Here is a 14,806-nt window from a genome sequence, read left to right on the forward strand (position 1 = left end):
GTCCCCGCTACCTCGCCCGCCCGGGCGCCATGTCGTAGGTGACCCACATCGTCCGCGTGGCCACCTGGTCGTACTTGGCGCGCGCACGGTGGTTGTCGTCGGCGGTGATCCACCGCACCACGCTCCAGCCCCGCTCCCCGGCCAGCTCGCGCAGGGCCCCGAGCAGCAGGTCGGCGGCGCCCGAACCGCGGTGCTCCGGTGCCACGAACAGGTCGTCGAGGAAGCAGCCGACCGTCGCGGACAGCGGGCGGGCGAAGGGGCGGTAGTGGGCCAGGCCCAGGAGCCGGCCTTCGGCGTCCTCCGCGACCAGGGCCCCGACCTCGTGGCCGGGGTCGTTCACCCACGACCACACGGTCTCGGCGGCGGCCTCCGTCTGCTCCACCTCGTAGAAGTCGGCGTAGCCCCGGTAGAGGGCCCGCCACTGCGCGAAGTCCTCGACCCTGACGGCGCGGACGTGGATGTCGGACATGCGGGAACCCCCGTGATCGGCAACTCGGCAACTCGGCAACTCGGCCGAGACATCACCGATCATGCGCCGGCGGTGCGCGGCCCGGGACCTCCCGCATTGCGCCGCACCGTCGAATCCCCACGAGCCCGCACGCCACCACGGACCTTGCCGCCCGGGTCGCCCGGACCGCCCGTACCGCTCAGACGGCCAGGAACTCCGAGAGCAGCCCGCCCAGCACGTCGGGACGTTCCAGATGTACGTCGTGCCCCGCGCCCGGGACGCTCACGGCCAGGGTGTCCGGCCTCCGCCGCAGCATCTCCTCGGCTTCCCGCCCGTCGATGATGCCGTTCCGGCCGATGACGGCGAGGGTCGGGCAGGCGACCCGCTCCCACTCCTCCCACCAGGAACGCCGGGCGTTCTCCTCCAAGGAGCGGACCATCGTGCCGGGGTCGAAGCGCGGCCACCATCCGTCGTCCCGCCGCTCGAGTCCGGCCGCCCACCCCTCGCCGACCGGTCCCCCGCCGAGGAAGGCGACGGCGTCCTCCCGCGTGGGAAAGGGCCGGGGCCAGGAGTCGAACCATCCGCCGATCTCGGCGAGCGTCTCCGGCTTCCCTCCGCCCGGTCCGGCCTCGACGAGCGCGAGGGCGCGGACGCGCGCCGGGTGCGCGGCGGCGGCGAGCATGGCCGTATGACCGCCCAGCGATTGGCCGACCAGGGCGAACCGGCCCAGCTCCAGCCGGTCGGCGACGGCGAGGACGTCCGCCACGTACGCGGCGCGGGAGACGTCGGCCGGGTGGCGTTCGCTGCCCCCGTGGCCCCTCTGGTCGACGGCGACGACCCGGTGGCGGGAGCTCAGGTGTCGTGCCGCCGCGTCCCATTCACCGGCGTGGCCGGCCAGCCCGTGCAGCAGGACCACGGCCGGCCCGTCCCCGCCCCAGTCCCGGCAGGAGAGCCGCACGCCGTCCCGTACCACGGTCCGCTCGGTCCACTCGGCGAGGTGTCCGTTCGTCTCGGATTCCATGATCCCCCTTCCCCGTCCGAAGGGTACCGACCGGCCGCTTCGCGTTCGGGGCCCCGGGGGCTCGTAGGGTGGCGGGACAGCGAATACGGACGAACCGCACCAAAGGACACATCGTGACCGAGCCGACGCTCCCGACCCCACAGCCCGAGCCCGAGCGCCAGTCCGACTCCCAGGCCCAGACCCGCTCCCCCTTCCCCCCTCCCCGGCGGGGGGCCGACTGGATGTTCGGCGGGGTGTACGGGACCGTGTTGGCCAGTGCGCTGCTCGCCGCGCTCGACCAGCAGGGCGGCGAGTACACCCCCTTCTACGACGCCAGCTGGGTCCTCGTGACGGCGGCCGCCGCCGGACTCGCGCACGGCTACTCGCACCACATGACCACCCACCACCGCGGCTCCGCCGCCCACCGGTGGCACGTGCTCGTCCGGGCGCTGTGGAACGAGTGGCCGATGATCGTGGCCACCCTGCCCACCGTGCTGCTGCTGGTCGCGGCCGGGATCGCGGACTGGGACTCCTCGGGGGTGACCGCCGTCGGACTCGGCCTGAACACGGCGCTGCTCTTCGCCTGGGGCTCCTTCGTGGCGCTCCGGGTCGGCTACCGGCTCGCCTCGGCGCTCCTCATCGGCCTGGCCGACGCCACGATCGGCCTGGTCATCATCGTGGCCAACGCGGTCATCAAATAGGGGCGCCCCCACGCCCCCGACACGCCCCGACGCGTCTCCGCCCCCGCGGGCTCAGCCCGGAAGCTGCGTCTCGGCCTCCGCCAGGATCTCCGTCAGCCGCGCCCCGAACTCCGCGTCCCGCGGATCCGGCACGCCGGTGCGGCCCGCCGTGAGCAGCGCGTCCAGGGCCCGCCCGTACGCGCCCGGTACGTCGCTCCAGCCCGGCAATGCGTACACGCCCTCGGCGCCGCGCAGTTCGAGCCCCACCCCGGCGGCCTCGCGCGGGGCGCCCAGGCTCAGGACGGCCGTGCTGGCCGCCCCGGAGGCGTGCCGCAGGGCCAGTTGGACCACGTCGGAGGGGCCCGGGGTGGCGCTGACGGCGGTGACGTCGCCGAGGACCGGGATCAGCACGGACAGCGCGTGCGGGCCCACGTCCCAGAGCCCGCCCTTCTCCTTGCGCCACGGCGAGTCGGCGTACGCGCTGGGCGTGCCGTCGGGCGGGAAGACGGCACCGAGCCAGTGGGCGGCCGCGGTGAACCAGCCCTCCCGTCCGGCCTGCTCCTCGACCCATCCGGCGGTCGGCTCGGCGAAGCGCAGCGTGAGGAAGACGACGGAGGCGACCCGGTGTCGCGCCACCGCGTCGGCGACGGCCCGGGCGTCCGCGACGGTGGTCGCGACGGGCTTGTCGAGCAGCAGGTGGCAGCCGGCCGCGGCGGCGCGCACGGCGAGCGGGGCCTGGACGTCGGGCGGCAGGGCGAAGGCCACGGCGTCACAGTCGGCGAACAGCGCGTCGGGGTCTTCGTACACCTTCACGCCGTACTCGCCCGCCAACTCGGCGGCGGCTTCCGGCCTGCGGCCCCACACTCCGGCGAACTCGGACCCGGCGTGCGCGGCGAGGGCGGGGGCGTGCGTGCGGTGGGCCCAGGGACCGGTGCCCAGCAGCCCGACCCTGGGGCGGGGGCCCTGGACCGAGCTCACATCAGACGAAATGCTCACGGGCCCAGTCTGCCCCACGCGGCGCCGGACCCGTCGCCCACCGGCCCTCCACCCGGACGGACGCCCGGCCGCCGACCGGCTTCCGTCCCGCACAGCCCACCCCACCTGCGGCGCAAACCTCGGTAACACGGGGTTCACACACGGGCAACGGAAGGGAAATCGCGGGCGGGCACGCTGCGGTCATCACCGCAGCGCGGCAATGAAGCAGAGCGGCGGCCGGCACAGCACCCGCAGAGTCTGAGGATGGGGCCCGTGAGCTACAAGGCTGAGTACATCTGGATCGACGGCACCGAGCCGACGGCGAAGCTTCGCTCCAAGACGAAGATCCTGGCCGACGGCGACGCGCTGCCGATCTGGGGCTTCGACGGATCGAGCACGAACCAGGCCGAGGGCCACGCCTCCGACCGGGTGCTGAACCCGGTCTTCTCCTGCCCGGACCCGATCCGCGGCGGCGACAACATCCTCGTCCTGTGCGAGGTCCTGAACATCGACATGACCCCGCACGAGTCGAACACCCGCGCGCTGCTGCGTCCGATCGCCGAGAAGTTCGCCGGGCAGGAGCCGATCTTCGGCATCGAGCAGGAGTACACCTTCTTCGACGGCATCCGGCCGCTCGGCTTCCCGGTGGGCGGCTTCCCGGCCGCGCAGGGCGGCTACTACTGCGGTGTCGGCTCGGACGAGATCTTCGGCCGCGAGATCGTCGAGAAGCACCTGGACCACTGCCTCGCGGCGGGCCTGAGCATCTCCGGCATCAACGCCGAGGTCATGCCCGGCCAGTGGGAGTTCCAGGTCGGCCCGGTCGGCCCGCTGGAGGTCTCGGACCAGCTGTGGATCGCCCGCTGGCTGCTGTACCGCACCGCCGAGGACTTCAACGTCTCCGCGACGCTGAACCCGAAGCCGGTGAAGGGCGACTGGAACGGCGCGGGCGCGCACACCAACTTCTCCACGAAGGCGATGCGCGAGGACTACCGCGCGATCATCTCCGCGTGCGAGGCGCTGGGCGAGGGCAGCAAGCCGCTCGACCACGTGAAGAACTACGGCGCGGGCATCGACGAGCGCCTGACGGGTCTGCACGAGACCGCCCCGTGGAACGAGTTCAGCTACGGCGTCTCGGACCGCGGCGCCTCGGTCCGCATCCCGTGGCAGGTGGAGAAGGACGGCAAGGGCTACATCGAGGACCGCCGCCCGAACGCGAACGTGGACCCGTACGTGGTGACCCGCCTGATCGTGGACACCTGCTGCACGGGCCTGGAGAAGGACGGCCTGGTCTGACCCCTCCGGGTCCCGCCCTCCTGGCACCACCACCTGACGACGCCCGCCGAGCCCTCGTGGCCCGGCGGGCGTCGTCGTCCCCGGGAGCGGCCGGAGTCGGGCACGGGAGGGGAGGAGGGTCGGGGAGAGTCGAGGAGGGTCGAGAGCGAGTCGAGAGGGAGACGAGGGCCGGCCAGGGCGGGCGAGGGGCATTTACCCGGAATTCATGGGATGTTGGCAGTCGAATTTGAGATTCCGATCCATTAGGTGAGACGGGGCCTGCCCTCGGGGGCGGGGTTCTGCTTGAATGGGGCCATGGCCAGCCATTCGTACACCTCGTACACCTCGTCGGGTCGCAGCGACCTCGAGCCGTTCTGGCCGTCCCGTCAGGATCACGATTTCGACCGGGTGTGTTGCCGCGCGAAGAACGCGCCGGCCCTCTAAAGCCTCCGGGATCTCCCACCTGAGCCGTCCCAGGCCTTCGGTCTGCGCGGAACGACACCGATGACGTACGCCACTACGCACGTCTCCTGCCGATTCCTCCGCGTGAAAGAGCTGACCACTCATGGCTAACACCCGTTCCCTCGTCTCCGCCTCGGCCTCCGCCTCCGCTGCGACCCCCCTGTCCTATCCCCCCAGTCCGCGCCACCGGCTGCGCGCCGTGGACCGGAACGAGGTGGCCCGCGTGGCGGATCTGCTGCCGCCCGGCGCCACCTGGCTCCCCGCGCCCCAGCACACCCTGCCGACCCTGCCCGGGCAGCCGCCGATGATCGGCTACCTGGTGCTCGTGCCGGCGGACCAGCAGCCGCCGATCGCCTTCGCCCCGCACGCCGTGGCGGGACCGGCGCCCTCCGTCGCCCCCGACTCGGACGGCGACCGCGGCGCCGACGACGCCCTGGTCCGCATCGACTCGGCGCAGCGCACGGCCGCCGTCGACGGGCAGGTGCTCGACCTGACGTACCTGGAGTTCGAGCTGCTGGCGCACCTGGTGAAGCACCCGCACCGGGTGCACAGCCGCGACCAGCTGGTGACCACGGTCTGGGGCTACGGACACGTCGGCGACGGCCGCACCGTGGACGTCCACATCGCCCGCCTGCGCCGCAAGCTGGGCTCCGCCCACCGCAACGCGATCCAGACGGTCCGCCGGGTGGGGTACAAGTACGCCCCCTGACCTGCCCGTTGGAACAGGGCGACCCTGCGCGCGCGGGCCCGTACCCCCTCCGAAGCGGAAGGGGTACGGGCCCGCGGCGCGTCGGCTCACTCCGCGGCGGCCACCGCCGCCCGGCCGCGCCGCGCCGCGACGAAGCCCAGGGCCACGTCGATCACCAGGAACGCCACCAGGCTGATCCCGAGCAGCGGGACGAACCAGCCGACCACCGCGGTCACCGCGACCAGCGGCAGCAGCACGGTGACCGGCAGCTTCCGCCAGGCTCCGCGCGGCTGGGCGCGGCCGACGGACAGCCCGCGGTCCTTCGTCGGGCGGCGCAGCCACCACATCCGGTAGCCCCAGAAGACCAGGAACATCACGGCGACGGCGAGCGCGGCCAGTGCGATCTGGTTGACGAGCCCGAAGGTCTTGCCCATGTGCAGGTCGATGCCGAAGCGGGTCATCTTCGCGAGCAGCGGGTAGTCGGCGAAGCGGAGTTCGTCGATGACCTTGCCGTCGGCGGGGTCGATGGCGACCGCGTCCAGGTGCACCGGCACCTGCTTGTCCTGCTCCTTGACGACGTACCCCTTGCCCTTGGCGGGCAGGGTGATCCGGAGCTCCTCGGTGACCCCCGCGGCGCGTGCGGCGGCCACGGCCTTGTCGAGGCCGATGTCCGCGGTGGGCGGCATCGGCATGTCCATCTGCGTGCCGTCGGGCATGACGTGGCCGGCGTGCTCGTCGCCCCCGTCGGCCGCGCCGGCGCCCGGCTTGAGCTTGGCGGAGACGCTGGGGGTGGCGCCGCCGAGGCGGTCCTGGAGCTGCCCGATGTTCTCACCGGCGTACTTCGACCAGGTCAGACCGGTGGCGGACAGGACGACGAGCCCGGCGACGGACCAGAGTCCGACGGCCCCGTGCCAGGACAGGGTGCGGCGGCGGCCGGTGGCCGTCCGGTCCGGGAGGACGAGCTCGGCCCGGCGCTTTCGGCGGCGGCCGATCCACAGGGCGAGCCCGCCGAGGGCGACGATCCACATCCAGCTGGCGGCCATCTCGCTGTAGTTCCGGCCGAACTCGCCGAGCTGGAGGTTCGCGTGGAACTCGCTCAGCCAGGCCCGCAGCGGCAGCGCGTCACCGGAGGTGGCGAGCTGTCCGCGCACCTCGGCCGTATACGGGTCGACGAAGACGGTGAGGGTCTCGCCCTCGGGGAGACCGGGCTTCTCCATGATCACCCGGGTGGTGGCCTCCGCGTCGGGCCCGGGCCACACGGAGACGACCTCGCCCTCCGGCGCGGCGCCCTTGGCCGCCTCGACCTGGGCGCTGAGCGGCAGCGCGCCGTCGCCGACCCGGGAGACGGTCAGCTCGTCGGAGTAGAGGATCTTCTCGGCCTGCCAGGAACCGGCGTACAGCAGCCCGGTGGCGGCGGCGAGGAACAGCAGCGGGGCGATCAGCAGCCCCGCGTAGAAGTGCATGCGCAGGAGCAGCGGCCGCAGGGCGGCCCAGCCGCCGGGGCGCCTCTTGGGTATGGCGGTGGTGTCGGGGTCGGCGTCCGAGGTGCGGACGTCCTGGGCCTCGTCGAGGGACATGTGGGTCCTAGGGGTTGGCGAAGACATGGGGAAGTCGGCCCCGGGTCTCGCCTCCTCCTCGCCGAGGAGTGCGCCGGTCAGGCGCGGGCAGGGTGGCCGGGGGCCGTGGTGCTGAACGCTCGGTACGCGGGCGGGCCTCGGCGCACCACGGCGTGGGCGTGCAGGGCGCCCCGCAGCCGGCGCGGCCGCTCGGACCGGGGCCGGAGGACGGGTGGCGCCGGCGGGGCGGCCACCCGGGCCGCCGCGAGGGCGAACGCGCGGGCGAGCGGCCGGGCCGCGTGCAGCGCGGCGGCGCCGAGGGCGCGGGCCAGCCGGAAGACCGCGGCCTCGCCCCGGGCCAGCCAGGCGGCGCAGAGCAGCCCGGCGAGCACGTGCGCGGCGATCATCCCGACGCCCCCGTGCCCGGCCATGTCGGCCATCCCGGCCATGGCGCTCGTGTCGGCGGCGGCGTGGGCCGCGGAGCCCATCGCCCCCATGTCCGTCCCGGACATGTTCATCCCGGACATGTCCATGCCCGCGCCCAGGTCCGGCATGTGGTGGTGCGGGGGCGCGGGTGCCGGCATCGCCGCCTGGCTCCCGGAGAAGACGAGGTGCAGCACCCCCTGCACGGCGAGCACCGCCGCGCCGATCCCGACGGGGCCCCGGCGCCGTCCGGTGGCCGTCCAGGCGAACCCTCCGGTCACCGCGAAAGCACACAGAAGCCCTGCGAGGGGGATGTCCGTACCGGACATGTACGAATGCCCCGCAGCACCCAAAGCGACACACATCGCCGCGAAGGTCGCGGCTCGCGTGGCGCGCATCGGCGCGGGGTTCAGGGACATGGCCGGGACATGTTCCCACGGGGCCCGGTGCCGGCCGACAGAGGGCCGTGTCCGATCATGGAGCGGTGAATCCGATTCCACTGGGAGTGGTGTACTCCGGCGGTGTCCAGCTCGGGGCGCACGCCCTGGACCGACTGGAGCGGGCCGAACGGGAGCGGCTGCTCCGGGACTGTTCGACGAACGTCGACAATCTCGCGGCCGGGCGCTGGGAAACGCTGCTGACCAGCGCGCTCGTGGTCGAGGAGCCCATGCCCCTGCCGTACGCGCTGCTGCTCGTCGCGGTGCTCGGATACGCCGAGTACGCGTACGGCGCCTGGTGGACGGCGGCCGTGTTCCTGTTCGGGCACGCCGCGGCGACCCTCCTCGTGTACGGCGCCCTGCGCAGGACGACCGATCCGCAGACCCGGGGCGCACTGGACGTCGGTACGAGCTACGGGTTCAACGCCGTACTCGGCGCGCTGAGCTCGGCACTACCGCGCGGAGCGGTGCGCACCACCGCCCGGATCGGGCTGCTCGCGCTCGCCGCGGCGCCCGTGGTCAAACGCGGCCGGACGTTCACGGACGCCGGGCACCTGGCGGCACTCGGGATCGGCGTCGGGATCTCACTGGTCCTCGATTGTCTTTCCGACGCGAAACATCGGAAAATTACACGAATCGCTCCATCTGTCATATGACCCGCTCGCAGACCGTCTCGAACACCGCCGGAGCCGCCACGATGACCGCCATCACCTCCACCACCGTCGCCAACCTCCGCGACCTCGGAGGCACCCTGCTGACCGGCGGCCGCACCGTACGCTCCGGCCTGGTCCTGCGTTCCGGCCAGCTCGACCGGCTCGACGTCGACGCCGACCCGGCCGTGGCCGCGCTGGGCCTGGCCACCGTCATCGACTTCCGCACCGGCCCCGAGCGCGCCGACCACCCCGACCGGCTCCCGGCCGGGGTGCGCGCCCTGATCGGTGACGTCCTGGCGGACAAGATGAACTCCGGCCGGAGCTCCGGCAAGGCGCCCGCGGCCGCGCAGCTCAAGGACCTGCTGTCGGACCCGGTGGTCGCGGAGGAGCGCCTCGGCGGCGGCAAGGCTCAGGCCCTGTTCGCCGACGTGTACCGGTCCTTCGTCGGCACCGCCTCCGCCCAGGCCTCGTACCGGATGCTGCTGGAGGAGCTCGCCGACCCGCAGGCGGGCCCGCTGCTCTTCCACTGCACGGCCGGCAAGGACCGTACGGGCTGGGGCGCCACGATCATCCTGTCGCTGCTCGGCGCGGACGACGAGACCCTGATGGCCGAGTACCTGTCCGTCAATTCGGCGGTCAAGCAGGCCTTCGCCCCGTTGATCGAGGGCTTCACCGCGGCCGGCGGCGACCCTGACATAGCGCTCGCCCTGATAGGCGTGTTCCCCTCCTACCTGGAGGCCGCGCTGGACGAGGTCGAGACGCGCTACGGCTCCATGGAGAAGTACGTGCGCGAGGGGCTCGGCGTCTCCGACGAGAAGGTCGAGGCCCTGCGGGCCCGGCTGATCGCCTGACGGCGGTGCTCCACCCCGCCGGCACCGGCCGCGGGTGACCATCCGACCATTCGCTCGTTCTGCTGAACGTGACTGCGCCGGATACCGCCACCCGCCCCCCGTCTCCCGTGACGCCCGACGTCGAGCAGGCCGAGGCCGCCATCGTCGAGCACTACCCGCGGCTGGTGCGGCTCGCCTACCTGGTGCTGCCTCCCGCCCTCGGCCGCAACCGCCGGGTGCTCACCGCCCACTCGCTGGCCCAGCGGGCGCTGCCGCGCGGCCGGCGGGACGCGGTGGCGGCCGCCGCGGCCGTGCAGGGCGGGGTCCCCGGCGGGGTCCCCGGACAGCGCGGCGGCGGGTCCGGCGACCCGGGATACGCGTACGTGCGGCTGCGCGTGCTGCGCGCCGCGCTGGAGGCCGGGATCCCGCTGACGTTCCGCGCGCTGCCGCGCCGCGCGCAGCTCCCGCCGCTGCTCCCCCAGGTGTGGGGGATGCGGTTGTTCCCCCGCTCGGGCGGGGCCGAGGAGCTCGCCCTCGACCAGTGGCTGGCCACGCTGAACGGGCCCGGCCGGGCCGCGTGCGCGCTGCGGGCGCTGGAGCGGCTGCCGGAGCCCGAGGTGGTGCGGGTGCTCGCCGAGGCCGGGGTCGCGGATCCGGCCGCCGCGGTCGCCGAGTCGGGGGATCCGGCGAACGACGCCCTCTTCGCCTCCCCCGAGTTCGACCCGTGCGTGCTCCAGGCCCGGCCCACCGACCTGCTGCGCCGCCGTCGGCTCGTGCGGGCCGGCCTCGCCGCCGGGGCCGCGCTCGCGGTGTGCGGGGCGCTGCTCGCGCTGCCCGGCGGGGGCTGGGGCGCGGACGGCGCGGCCGCCCCGGCGTACTCCCGCAACGCCGCGGCCGAGCAGGCCCTGGACCCGGCGAAGCTGGTCCGCGCCGAGGCCGCGCTCTGGCGGTCGTCGTCCCGTACGGACTTCTCCACCTGGCCCGCCCGCGGTGACCGCGCCTCCGACTCCGCGCTGCTGCGGCGGGCGCTGGCCGTCTGGGCCCGGCCGGGCACCTCCGTCGTCGTCTCGGGGACCCCGGGCACGCCCTCCGGGCCGCCGATGGGTCCGGCGCAGCTGCTGTTCGCGGGCGCCGTCGACCAGGCCGTGGTGGTCCTGCTGTACGACGGCCTGCGCGTGGTCCGTTACGCCGAACCGCGTACGGGCTCCGCGGGCGCCGCCCTCGACTTCGCCCGGACCGACGGCGCTTCGGCGGACAGCGCCACCGCGCTGGTGCTCAGTCGGGTCGACGGCAACGTCCGCTACCTGACGGCGCCCTGGGTCACCGGTGCGGCCCTGCGGGACCTGCTCAAGCCGGGCGAGGCCCCGGTGACGCTGAAGCCGACCGCGGACGGGGTGACCCCGCCGGTGCCGGGCCCCGCCCCCGCGGGCAACTGCACGAGCTGGAACGCGCTGGCGCTGACCGGCGACGGCGCCACCCGGCTGATCACCGACCTCGGCGAACTGACGCCGGCCCGGCTGACGTCCGGGGCGCCGGGTGCGGAGCGGGACGTGACGGAGGGCGCGGAACTCGCGGACTGGTCGCGGATCGCCTGCCTGCTGCCCTCGGTCCGCTCGCACGGGGTCCGTACGGTCAACGCCTGGACGTACGCGAAGCAGCCGCTGCCCGAGGGGGACGGGACGGCGACCTGGCTGTGCACGCGGGCCGAGACCTGGCAGGGCGCGGCGGACCGGGTGCAGGCGCAGTTCCTGACCCCGGGAGCGACGCTCGCCGCGCAGGCGGCGAAGGCGGAGGGGTCGCCGGCCTGCGGAGCGCGGGAGCCGCGGGTGCTGGCGGGCGTGCTGTGGAAGTCCCGTGCGGGGCAGTGGTACGTACTGGCCGCGGGCAGCGCGCAGTTCGCGTCGCTGTCGGTGTCGGGTGGCGGGATCAACGGGTCCGCGAACGGCAACCGGCTGGCGGTGAAGGCCAAGGAGGGTGCGCAGGTGGACCTGTCGGGCAAGCTGACGGACGGGTCGAAGGCGGGGGTGCTCCGCTAGGGGGTGGTGTCCGGTGGGGAGCGCGGCTGGGCGGCCGGGGCCGGGTCATGGTCCGCCGGACACCACCTGGCCCTGTCGGGGGCGGCTCGCGGAGAACGGTCCCTCCCGCGGCTGCCGCCGGGAGGGACCGGTGACACCGGCGGTCAGGAACCGGTGGGCAGGACCAGTTCCCCGGTCCCGCTCAGACCGTCCACCGGGCCCGCGAGGGCGGACACGGTCTCGGGGGACTCCTCGATGCCGTCGGCGACCCCGACGGTGAGCGGGGAGGCCTTCAGGGTTTCGACGTTCCCGTGGTCCCCGATGTGGTCGAGGCCGAGCTCGTGGTGGGCCTGTCCGAAGAGGTCGGCCGTGGCGGTCGCCGTGCCGGCCTTCTGGGTGGCCGGGCCCGTGCCCGTGTCGGCGGAGGCAACGGGGGCCACGGCGGCGAGGGCGGCGGCGGTCGCGAAGCCGGTCAGCAGCATGTTCTTGATCTTCATGCCGGGACCAACGAAGGGTCCCGGCTTACGTCACGCCCTCGTCAACTCCCCGGCCACGCGGGCCGCCCCGGCCGTGCGCGCAGGAAGTGGGTGCAGAGGGCTTTTCCTCTCCACTACCCATCAGTACATTGACGCCATGTCTAATACGCCGCTCGCGCCCGCCCCCGTGGCGTCGGAACACATGGACCTGAACCCCCGGAACGTGGCCTTCCGATGGGAGGACACCCCGCTCCACTGGCTGCCGAACGACCCGTTCGCCGGGCACATGATCAACGTGCTGCACCTGCTCCTGCCGGCCGGCGAGCGGTGGTTCGTCCACGTCTACAAGCAAGTGCTCCCGCACATCACGGACGAGCGGCTGCGCGCGGACGTCATCGGCTTCATCGGCCAGGAGGCCATGCACGCCGCCGCGCACGACGACGTGCTCCCCCACCTGAAGCGACTGGACCTGGACCCGACCCCGTACACGGCGCAGGTGGACTGGCTGTTCGAGAAGCTGCTGGGCGACCGGACCCTGCCCCCGGGCAAGGCCCGCCACTGGTGGCTGATGGAGCGGGTCGCGATGATCGCGGCGATCGAGCACTACACGGCGTTCCTCGGCGACTGGGTGCTGAACGCGGACGAGCTGGACCGGCGGGGCGCCGACCCGATGATGCTCGACCTGCTGCGCTGGCACGGGGCGGAGGAGGTCGAGCACCGCTCGGTGGCCTTCGACCTCTTCATGCACGTCGACGGCAACTACCGCCGCCGGGCCAGGACCTGGGCGACCGCCTTCTCGGCGCTGGTCTTCCTCTGGCAGCGCGGGGTGCGCTTCTTCATGGAGAACGACCCCCACCTCGTCGACGGCAAGGCCTCCTTCGGCCAGTTCTTCCGGGCCGGACAGCAGGGTGTGCTGCCCTCCACGGGCGCCATGCTGAAGTCCATCCCGAAGTACCTCTCCCGTACGTACCACCCCTCGCAGGAGGGCTCGACGGCGCAGGCGGTGGCCTACCTCGCCTCCTCCCCCGGGGCCAACGGCGGCCTCGTCCCGCACGCCGCGCCCGCCGGGGCGAAGGCATGAGGCGCGCCCTCGCCCTCACCGCCGTCGCCGGCGCCGCCTGGGTCGCCAGGCGCGCGCTGAGCCGCCGGATCGGGAAGTCCCCGCTCTGGCCGCTGCCCGCCCTGGAGACCCCGGTGTCCGGCTACTCCCCGCGCCGGACGCTGCGCGCGCCGATCGTCTCGCGCGGCGAGGCCGCACAAGGGGTGCTCCGGCTCACCGTTCAGTCGCCCGAACTGCCGGCCTGGACCCCGGGCGCGCACGTGGACATCACCCTGCCCTCGGGGCTGGTCCGCCAGTACTCGCTGTGCGGGGACCCGGCGGACTCCGGCCGGTACACGATCGCCATCCGGCTGATCGAGGACGGCCGGGGCGGCTCCCGCGAGGCGCACGGCCGGCTGGTGGAGGGCGCCGAGCTGGAACTGCGCCCGCCGCGCAACCGGTTCGAGCTGGTCCCGGCGGCCTCGTACGCGTTCGTCGCGGGCGGCATCGGGATCACCCCGATCCTCCCGATGCTCCGGGCCGCCACCGAGGCGGGAGCCGACTGGACCCTGCTCTACGGGGGCCGTTCGCGCGCCTCGATGCCGTTCCTGGCCGAACTGGCGGCGTACGGGGACCGGGTCACGCTCGCCCCGGAGGACGAGGCGGGCCTGCCCGACCTGTCGGTGCTCGCCTCCCTCCGGCCCGGCACCCTGGTCTACTGCTGCGGCCCCGAACCCCTGATGGCGGCCGTCACGGCGGCCGCCCCGGATCCGGCGGCGGTGCACCTGGAGCGCTTCGCCCCGGCGGCGGCGCCCGGTCCCGCGCGGCCGTTCACGATCGAACTGCACCGTTCGGGGCGCGCGATCGAGGTCGGTGCGGACGAGTCGGCCCTGGCCGCGGTCCGCCGGGAGCTGCCCGCCACCCCCTACTCCTGCGAGCAGGGGTTCTGCGGGACCTGCCAACACCGGGTGCTGGCGGGCGAGGTGGACCACCGCGACGAGCTGCTCACCGACGGCGAACGCGAGGACTCGATGCTGCTCTGCGTCTCGCGCGCGAAGGGGGACCGCCTCGTCCTGGACCTCTGACCGGTCCGAAGTAGGGTGTCCCGCATGACAACCGGCGTGCGGCGCAGGATGGGTGTCGAGGAGCGGCGGCAGCAGCTGATCGGGGTTGCCCTGGAGCTGTTCAGCAACCGCTCGCCCGACGACGTGTCCATAGACGAGATCGCGGCGGCCGCGGGGATATCCCGGCCGCTCGTCTACCACTATTTCCCCGGCAAGCTCAGCCTGTACGAGGCCGCGCTGCGCCGGGCCGCCGACGACCTGGCGGCGCGTTTCGACGAGCCCCGTCAGGGGCCGCTCGGGGCACGGCTGCTGCGGGTGATGGGGCGCTTCTTCGCCTTCGTCGACGAGCACGGGCCGGGCTTCTCGGCGCTGATGCGGGGCGGTCCGGCGGCCGGCAGCAGCCGCACCAACGCCATGATCGACGAGGTCCGGCAGGCCGCGTACGAGCAGATCCTGACCCATCTGGGCATCGGGGTCGAGGATCCGCCGGCCCGCCTCGAACTCGTGGTGCGGTCCTGGGTGTCGCTCGCCGAGTCCACCGCGCTGATCTGGCTGGACGGGCGTCGGATCCCGCGCGCCGAGCTGGAGTTGCAGCTGGTGCACGACTTCGCGGCGCTGGCCGCGGTGAGCGCCGCGTACGACGCGGAGATGGCGGGCATCCTCGTACGGATCCTGGCGGACGAGCCGGCCGACGGGCCCTTCGGGGAGCTGGTCGGGCGCCTCGCGCTGCTGGTTCCGGGTACACCCACCCCGTGATGATCTTGTGGAGTGCCCTCCCCTTCCACCGA

Annotated in this window: 15 protein-coding genes; 9 read left to right on the forward strand and 6 right to left on the reverse strand. The window is 73.8% G+C overall.

Translation table 11 applies throughout. The features are described from left to right. Positions 1-7: 7 nt before the first annotated feature. Positions 8-469 (reverse strand): GNAT family N-acetyltransferase, encoded by a 462-nt coding sequence (locus ACFYZL_RS29595; protein WP_384751270.1) that lies wholly within the window; start codon positions 467-469, stop codon positions 8-10. 178 nt (positions 470-647) lie between these two features. Then, positions 648-1,469, reverse strand: coding sequence for an alpha/beta fold hydrolase (locus ACFYZL_RS29600; RefSeq protein WP_384751267.1), 822 nt, complete (start codon positions 1,467-1,469; stop codon positions 648-650). 113 nt (positions 1,470-1,582) lie between these two features. On the opposite strand from ACFYZL_RS29600, the gene ACFYZL_RS29605 reads away from it, so the two are divergent. Then, positions 1,583-2,149, forward strand: coding sequence for a hypothetical protein (locus ACFYZL_RS29605; RefSeq protein ID WP_384751264.1), 567 nt, complete (start codon positions 1,583-1,585; stop codon positions 2,147-2,149). 51 nt (positions 2,150-2,200) lie between these two features. Here ACFYZL_RS29605 and ACFYZL_RS29610 read toward each other — a convergent pair whose 3' ends face one another. Beyond that, positions 2,201-3,118: a Gfo/Idh/MocA family protein gene (locus ACFYZL_RS29610; protein WP_388683245.1), complete on the reverse strand. Its 918-nt coding sequence runs from the start codon at positions 3,116-3,118 to the stop codon at positions 2,201-2,203. 258 nt (positions 3,119-3,376) lie between these two features. Between ACFYZL_RS29610 and glnII the strand changes: the two genes are divergently transcribed. Beyond that, on the forward strand, positions 3,377-4,396 hold the full coding sequence (gene glnII / locus ACFYZL_RS29615; RefSeq protein WP_384593824.1) for a glutamine synthetase: 1,020 nt from the start codon (positions 3,377-3,379) through the stop codon (positions 4,394-4,396). A gap of 544 nt (positions 4,397-4,940) precedes the next feature. Beyond that, positions 4,941-5,546 (forward strand): winged helix-turn-helix domain-containing protein, encoded by a 606-nt coding sequence (locus tag ACFYZL_RS29620; protein WP_384751261.1) that lies wholly within the window; start codon positions 4,941-4,943, stop codon positions 5,544-5,546. Positions 5,547-5,632: 86 nt separating this feature from the next. On the opposite strand, the gene ACFYZL_RS29625 is transcribed toward ACFYZL_RS29620, so the two are convergent. Both ACFYZL_RS29625 and ACFYZL_RS29630 read right to left on the reverse strand, forming a co-directional pair. Then, positions 5,633-7,102, reverse strand: a complete 1,470-nt coding sequence (locus tag ACFYZL_RS29625) for a PepSY-associated TM helix domain-containing protein (RefSeq protein ID WP_388683114.1) — start codon at positions 7,100-7,102, stop codon at positions 5,633-5,635. Positions 7,103-7,179: 77 nt separating this feature from the next. Beyond that, complete coding sequence (locus ACFYZL_RS29630) at positions 7,180-7,785, reverse strand: hypothetical protein (protein ID WP_388683117.1); 606 nt, start codon at positions 7,783-7,785, stop codon at positions 7,180-7,182. Positions 7,786-7,988: 203 nt separating this feature from the next. Here ACFYZL_RS29630 and ACFYZL_RS29635 point away from each other — a divergent pair, with 203 nt between their 5' ends. The 3 genes from ACFYZL_RS29635 to ACFYZL_RS29645 all read left to right on the forward strand — a co-directional run bounded on the left by ACFYZL_RS29635 (position 7,989) and on the right by ACFYZL_RS29645 (position 11,460). Beyond that, a complete protein-coding gene (locus tag ACFYZL_RS29635) occupies positions 7,989-8,597 on the forward strand; it encodes a rhomboid-like protein (RefSeq protein ID WP_388683120.1) in 609 nt (202 codons plus the stop codon). A 41-nt stretch (positions 8,598-8,638) separates the two neighbouring features. After that, complete coding sequence (locus tag ACFYZL_RS29640; RefSeq protein WP_384751280.1) at positions 8,639-9,445, forward strand: tyrosine-protein phosphatase; 807 nt, start codon at positions 8,639-8,641, stop codon at positions 9,443-9,445. A 68-nt stretch (positions 9,446-9,513) separates the two neighbouring features. Beyond that, the gene (locus ACFYZL_RS29645) at positions 9,514-11,460 is read left to right on the forward strand and encodes a hypothetical protein (RefSeq protein ID WP_388683122.1); all 1,947 of its coding nucleotides are present in this window, start codon (positions 9,514-9,516) and stop codon (positions 11,458-11,460) included. 143 nt (positions 11,461-11,603) lie between these two features. Here the strand turns inward: ACFYZL_RS29645 and ACFYZL_RS29650 are convergent, their stop codons facing one another. Next, a complete protein-coding gene (locus tag ACFYZL_RS29650) occupies positions 11,604-11,936 on the reverse strand; it encodes a hypothetical protein (protein ID WP_384751248.1) in 333 nt (110 codons plus the stop codon). Positions 11,937-12,072: 136 nt separating this feature from the next. On the opposite strand from ACFYZL_RS29650, the gene ACFYZL_RS29655 reads away from it, so the two are divergent. The 3 genes from ACFYZL_RS29655 to ACFYZL_RS29665 are packed head-to-tail and all read left to right on the forward strand — an operon-like array spanning position 12,073 to position 14,774. After that, a complete protein-coding gene (locus ACFYZL_RS29655) occupies positions 12,073-12,996 on the forward strand; it encodes a metal-dependent hydrolase (RefSeq protein WP_384751245.1) in 924 nt (307 codons plus the stop codon). After that, a complete protein-coding gene (locus ACFYZL_RS29660; protein ID WP_384751242.1) occupies positions 12,993-14,039 on the forward strand; it encodes a PDR/VanB family oxidoreductase in 1,047 nt (348 codons plus the stop codon). The genes ACFYZL_RS29655 and ACFYZL_RS29660 overlap by 4 nt, the downstream gene beginning before the upstream one ends. A 24-nt stretch (positions 14,040-14,063) precedes the next feature. Further along, complete coding sequence (locus ACFYZL_RS29665) at positions 14,064-14,774, forward strand: TetR/AcrR family transcriptional regulator (RefSeq protein ID WP_384751239.1); 711 nt, start codon at positions 14,064-14,066, stop codon at positions 14,772-14,774. Positions 14,775-14,806 lie beyond the last annotated feature (32 nt).

The sequence above is a fragment of the Streptomyces sp. NPDC001717 genome, from assembly GCF_042892775.1.
In the GTDB taxonomy this organism is placed as follows: Bacteria; Actinomycetota; Actinomycetes; order Streptomycetales; family Streptomycetaceae; genus Streptomyces.

What these genes read in the sequence shown, in the direction of transcription:
- ACFYZL_RS29625 (WP_388683114.1), bottom strand. Translation starts at nt 7,102, where the DNA reads ATGTCCCTCGACGAGGCCCAGGACGTCCGCACCTCGGACGCCGACCCC.
- ACFYZL_RS29600 (WP_384751267.1), bottom strand. Translation starts at nt 1,469, where the DNA reads ATGGAATCCGAGACGAACGGACACCTCGCCGAGTGGACCGAGCGGACC.
- ACFYZL_RS29665 (WP_384751239.1), top strand. Translation starts at nt 14,064, where the DNA reads ATGACAACCGGCGTGCGGCGCAGGATGGGTGTCGAGGAGCGGCGGCAG.
- ACFYZL_RS29620 (WP_384751261.1), top strand. Translation starts at nt 4,941, where the DNA reads ATGGCTAACACCCGTTCCCTCGTCTCCGCCTCGGCCTCCGCCTCCGCT.
- ACFYZL_RS29595 (WP_384751270.1), bottom strand. Translation starts at nt 469, where the DNA reads ATGTCCGACATCCACGTCCGCGCCGTCAGGGTCGAGGACTTCGCGCAG.
- ACFYZL_RS29660 (WP_384751242.1), top strand. Translation starts at nt 12,993, where the DNA reads ATGAGGCGCGCCCTCGCCCTCACCGCCGTCGCCGGCGCCGCCTGGGTC.
- ACFYZL_RS29655 (WP_384751245.1), top strand. Translation starts at nt 12,073, where the DNA reads ATGTCTAATACGCCGCTCGCGCCCGCCCCCGTGGCGTCGGAACACATG.
- ACFYZL_RS29650 (WP_384751248.1), bottom strand. Translation starts at nt 11,936, where the DNA reads ATGAAGATCAAGAACATGCTGCTGACCGGCTTCGCGACCGCCGCCGCC.
- ACFYZL_RS29640 (WP_384751280.1), top strand. Translation starts at nt 8,639, where the DNA reads ATGACCGCCATCACCTCCACCACCGTCGCCAACCTCCGCGACCTCGGA.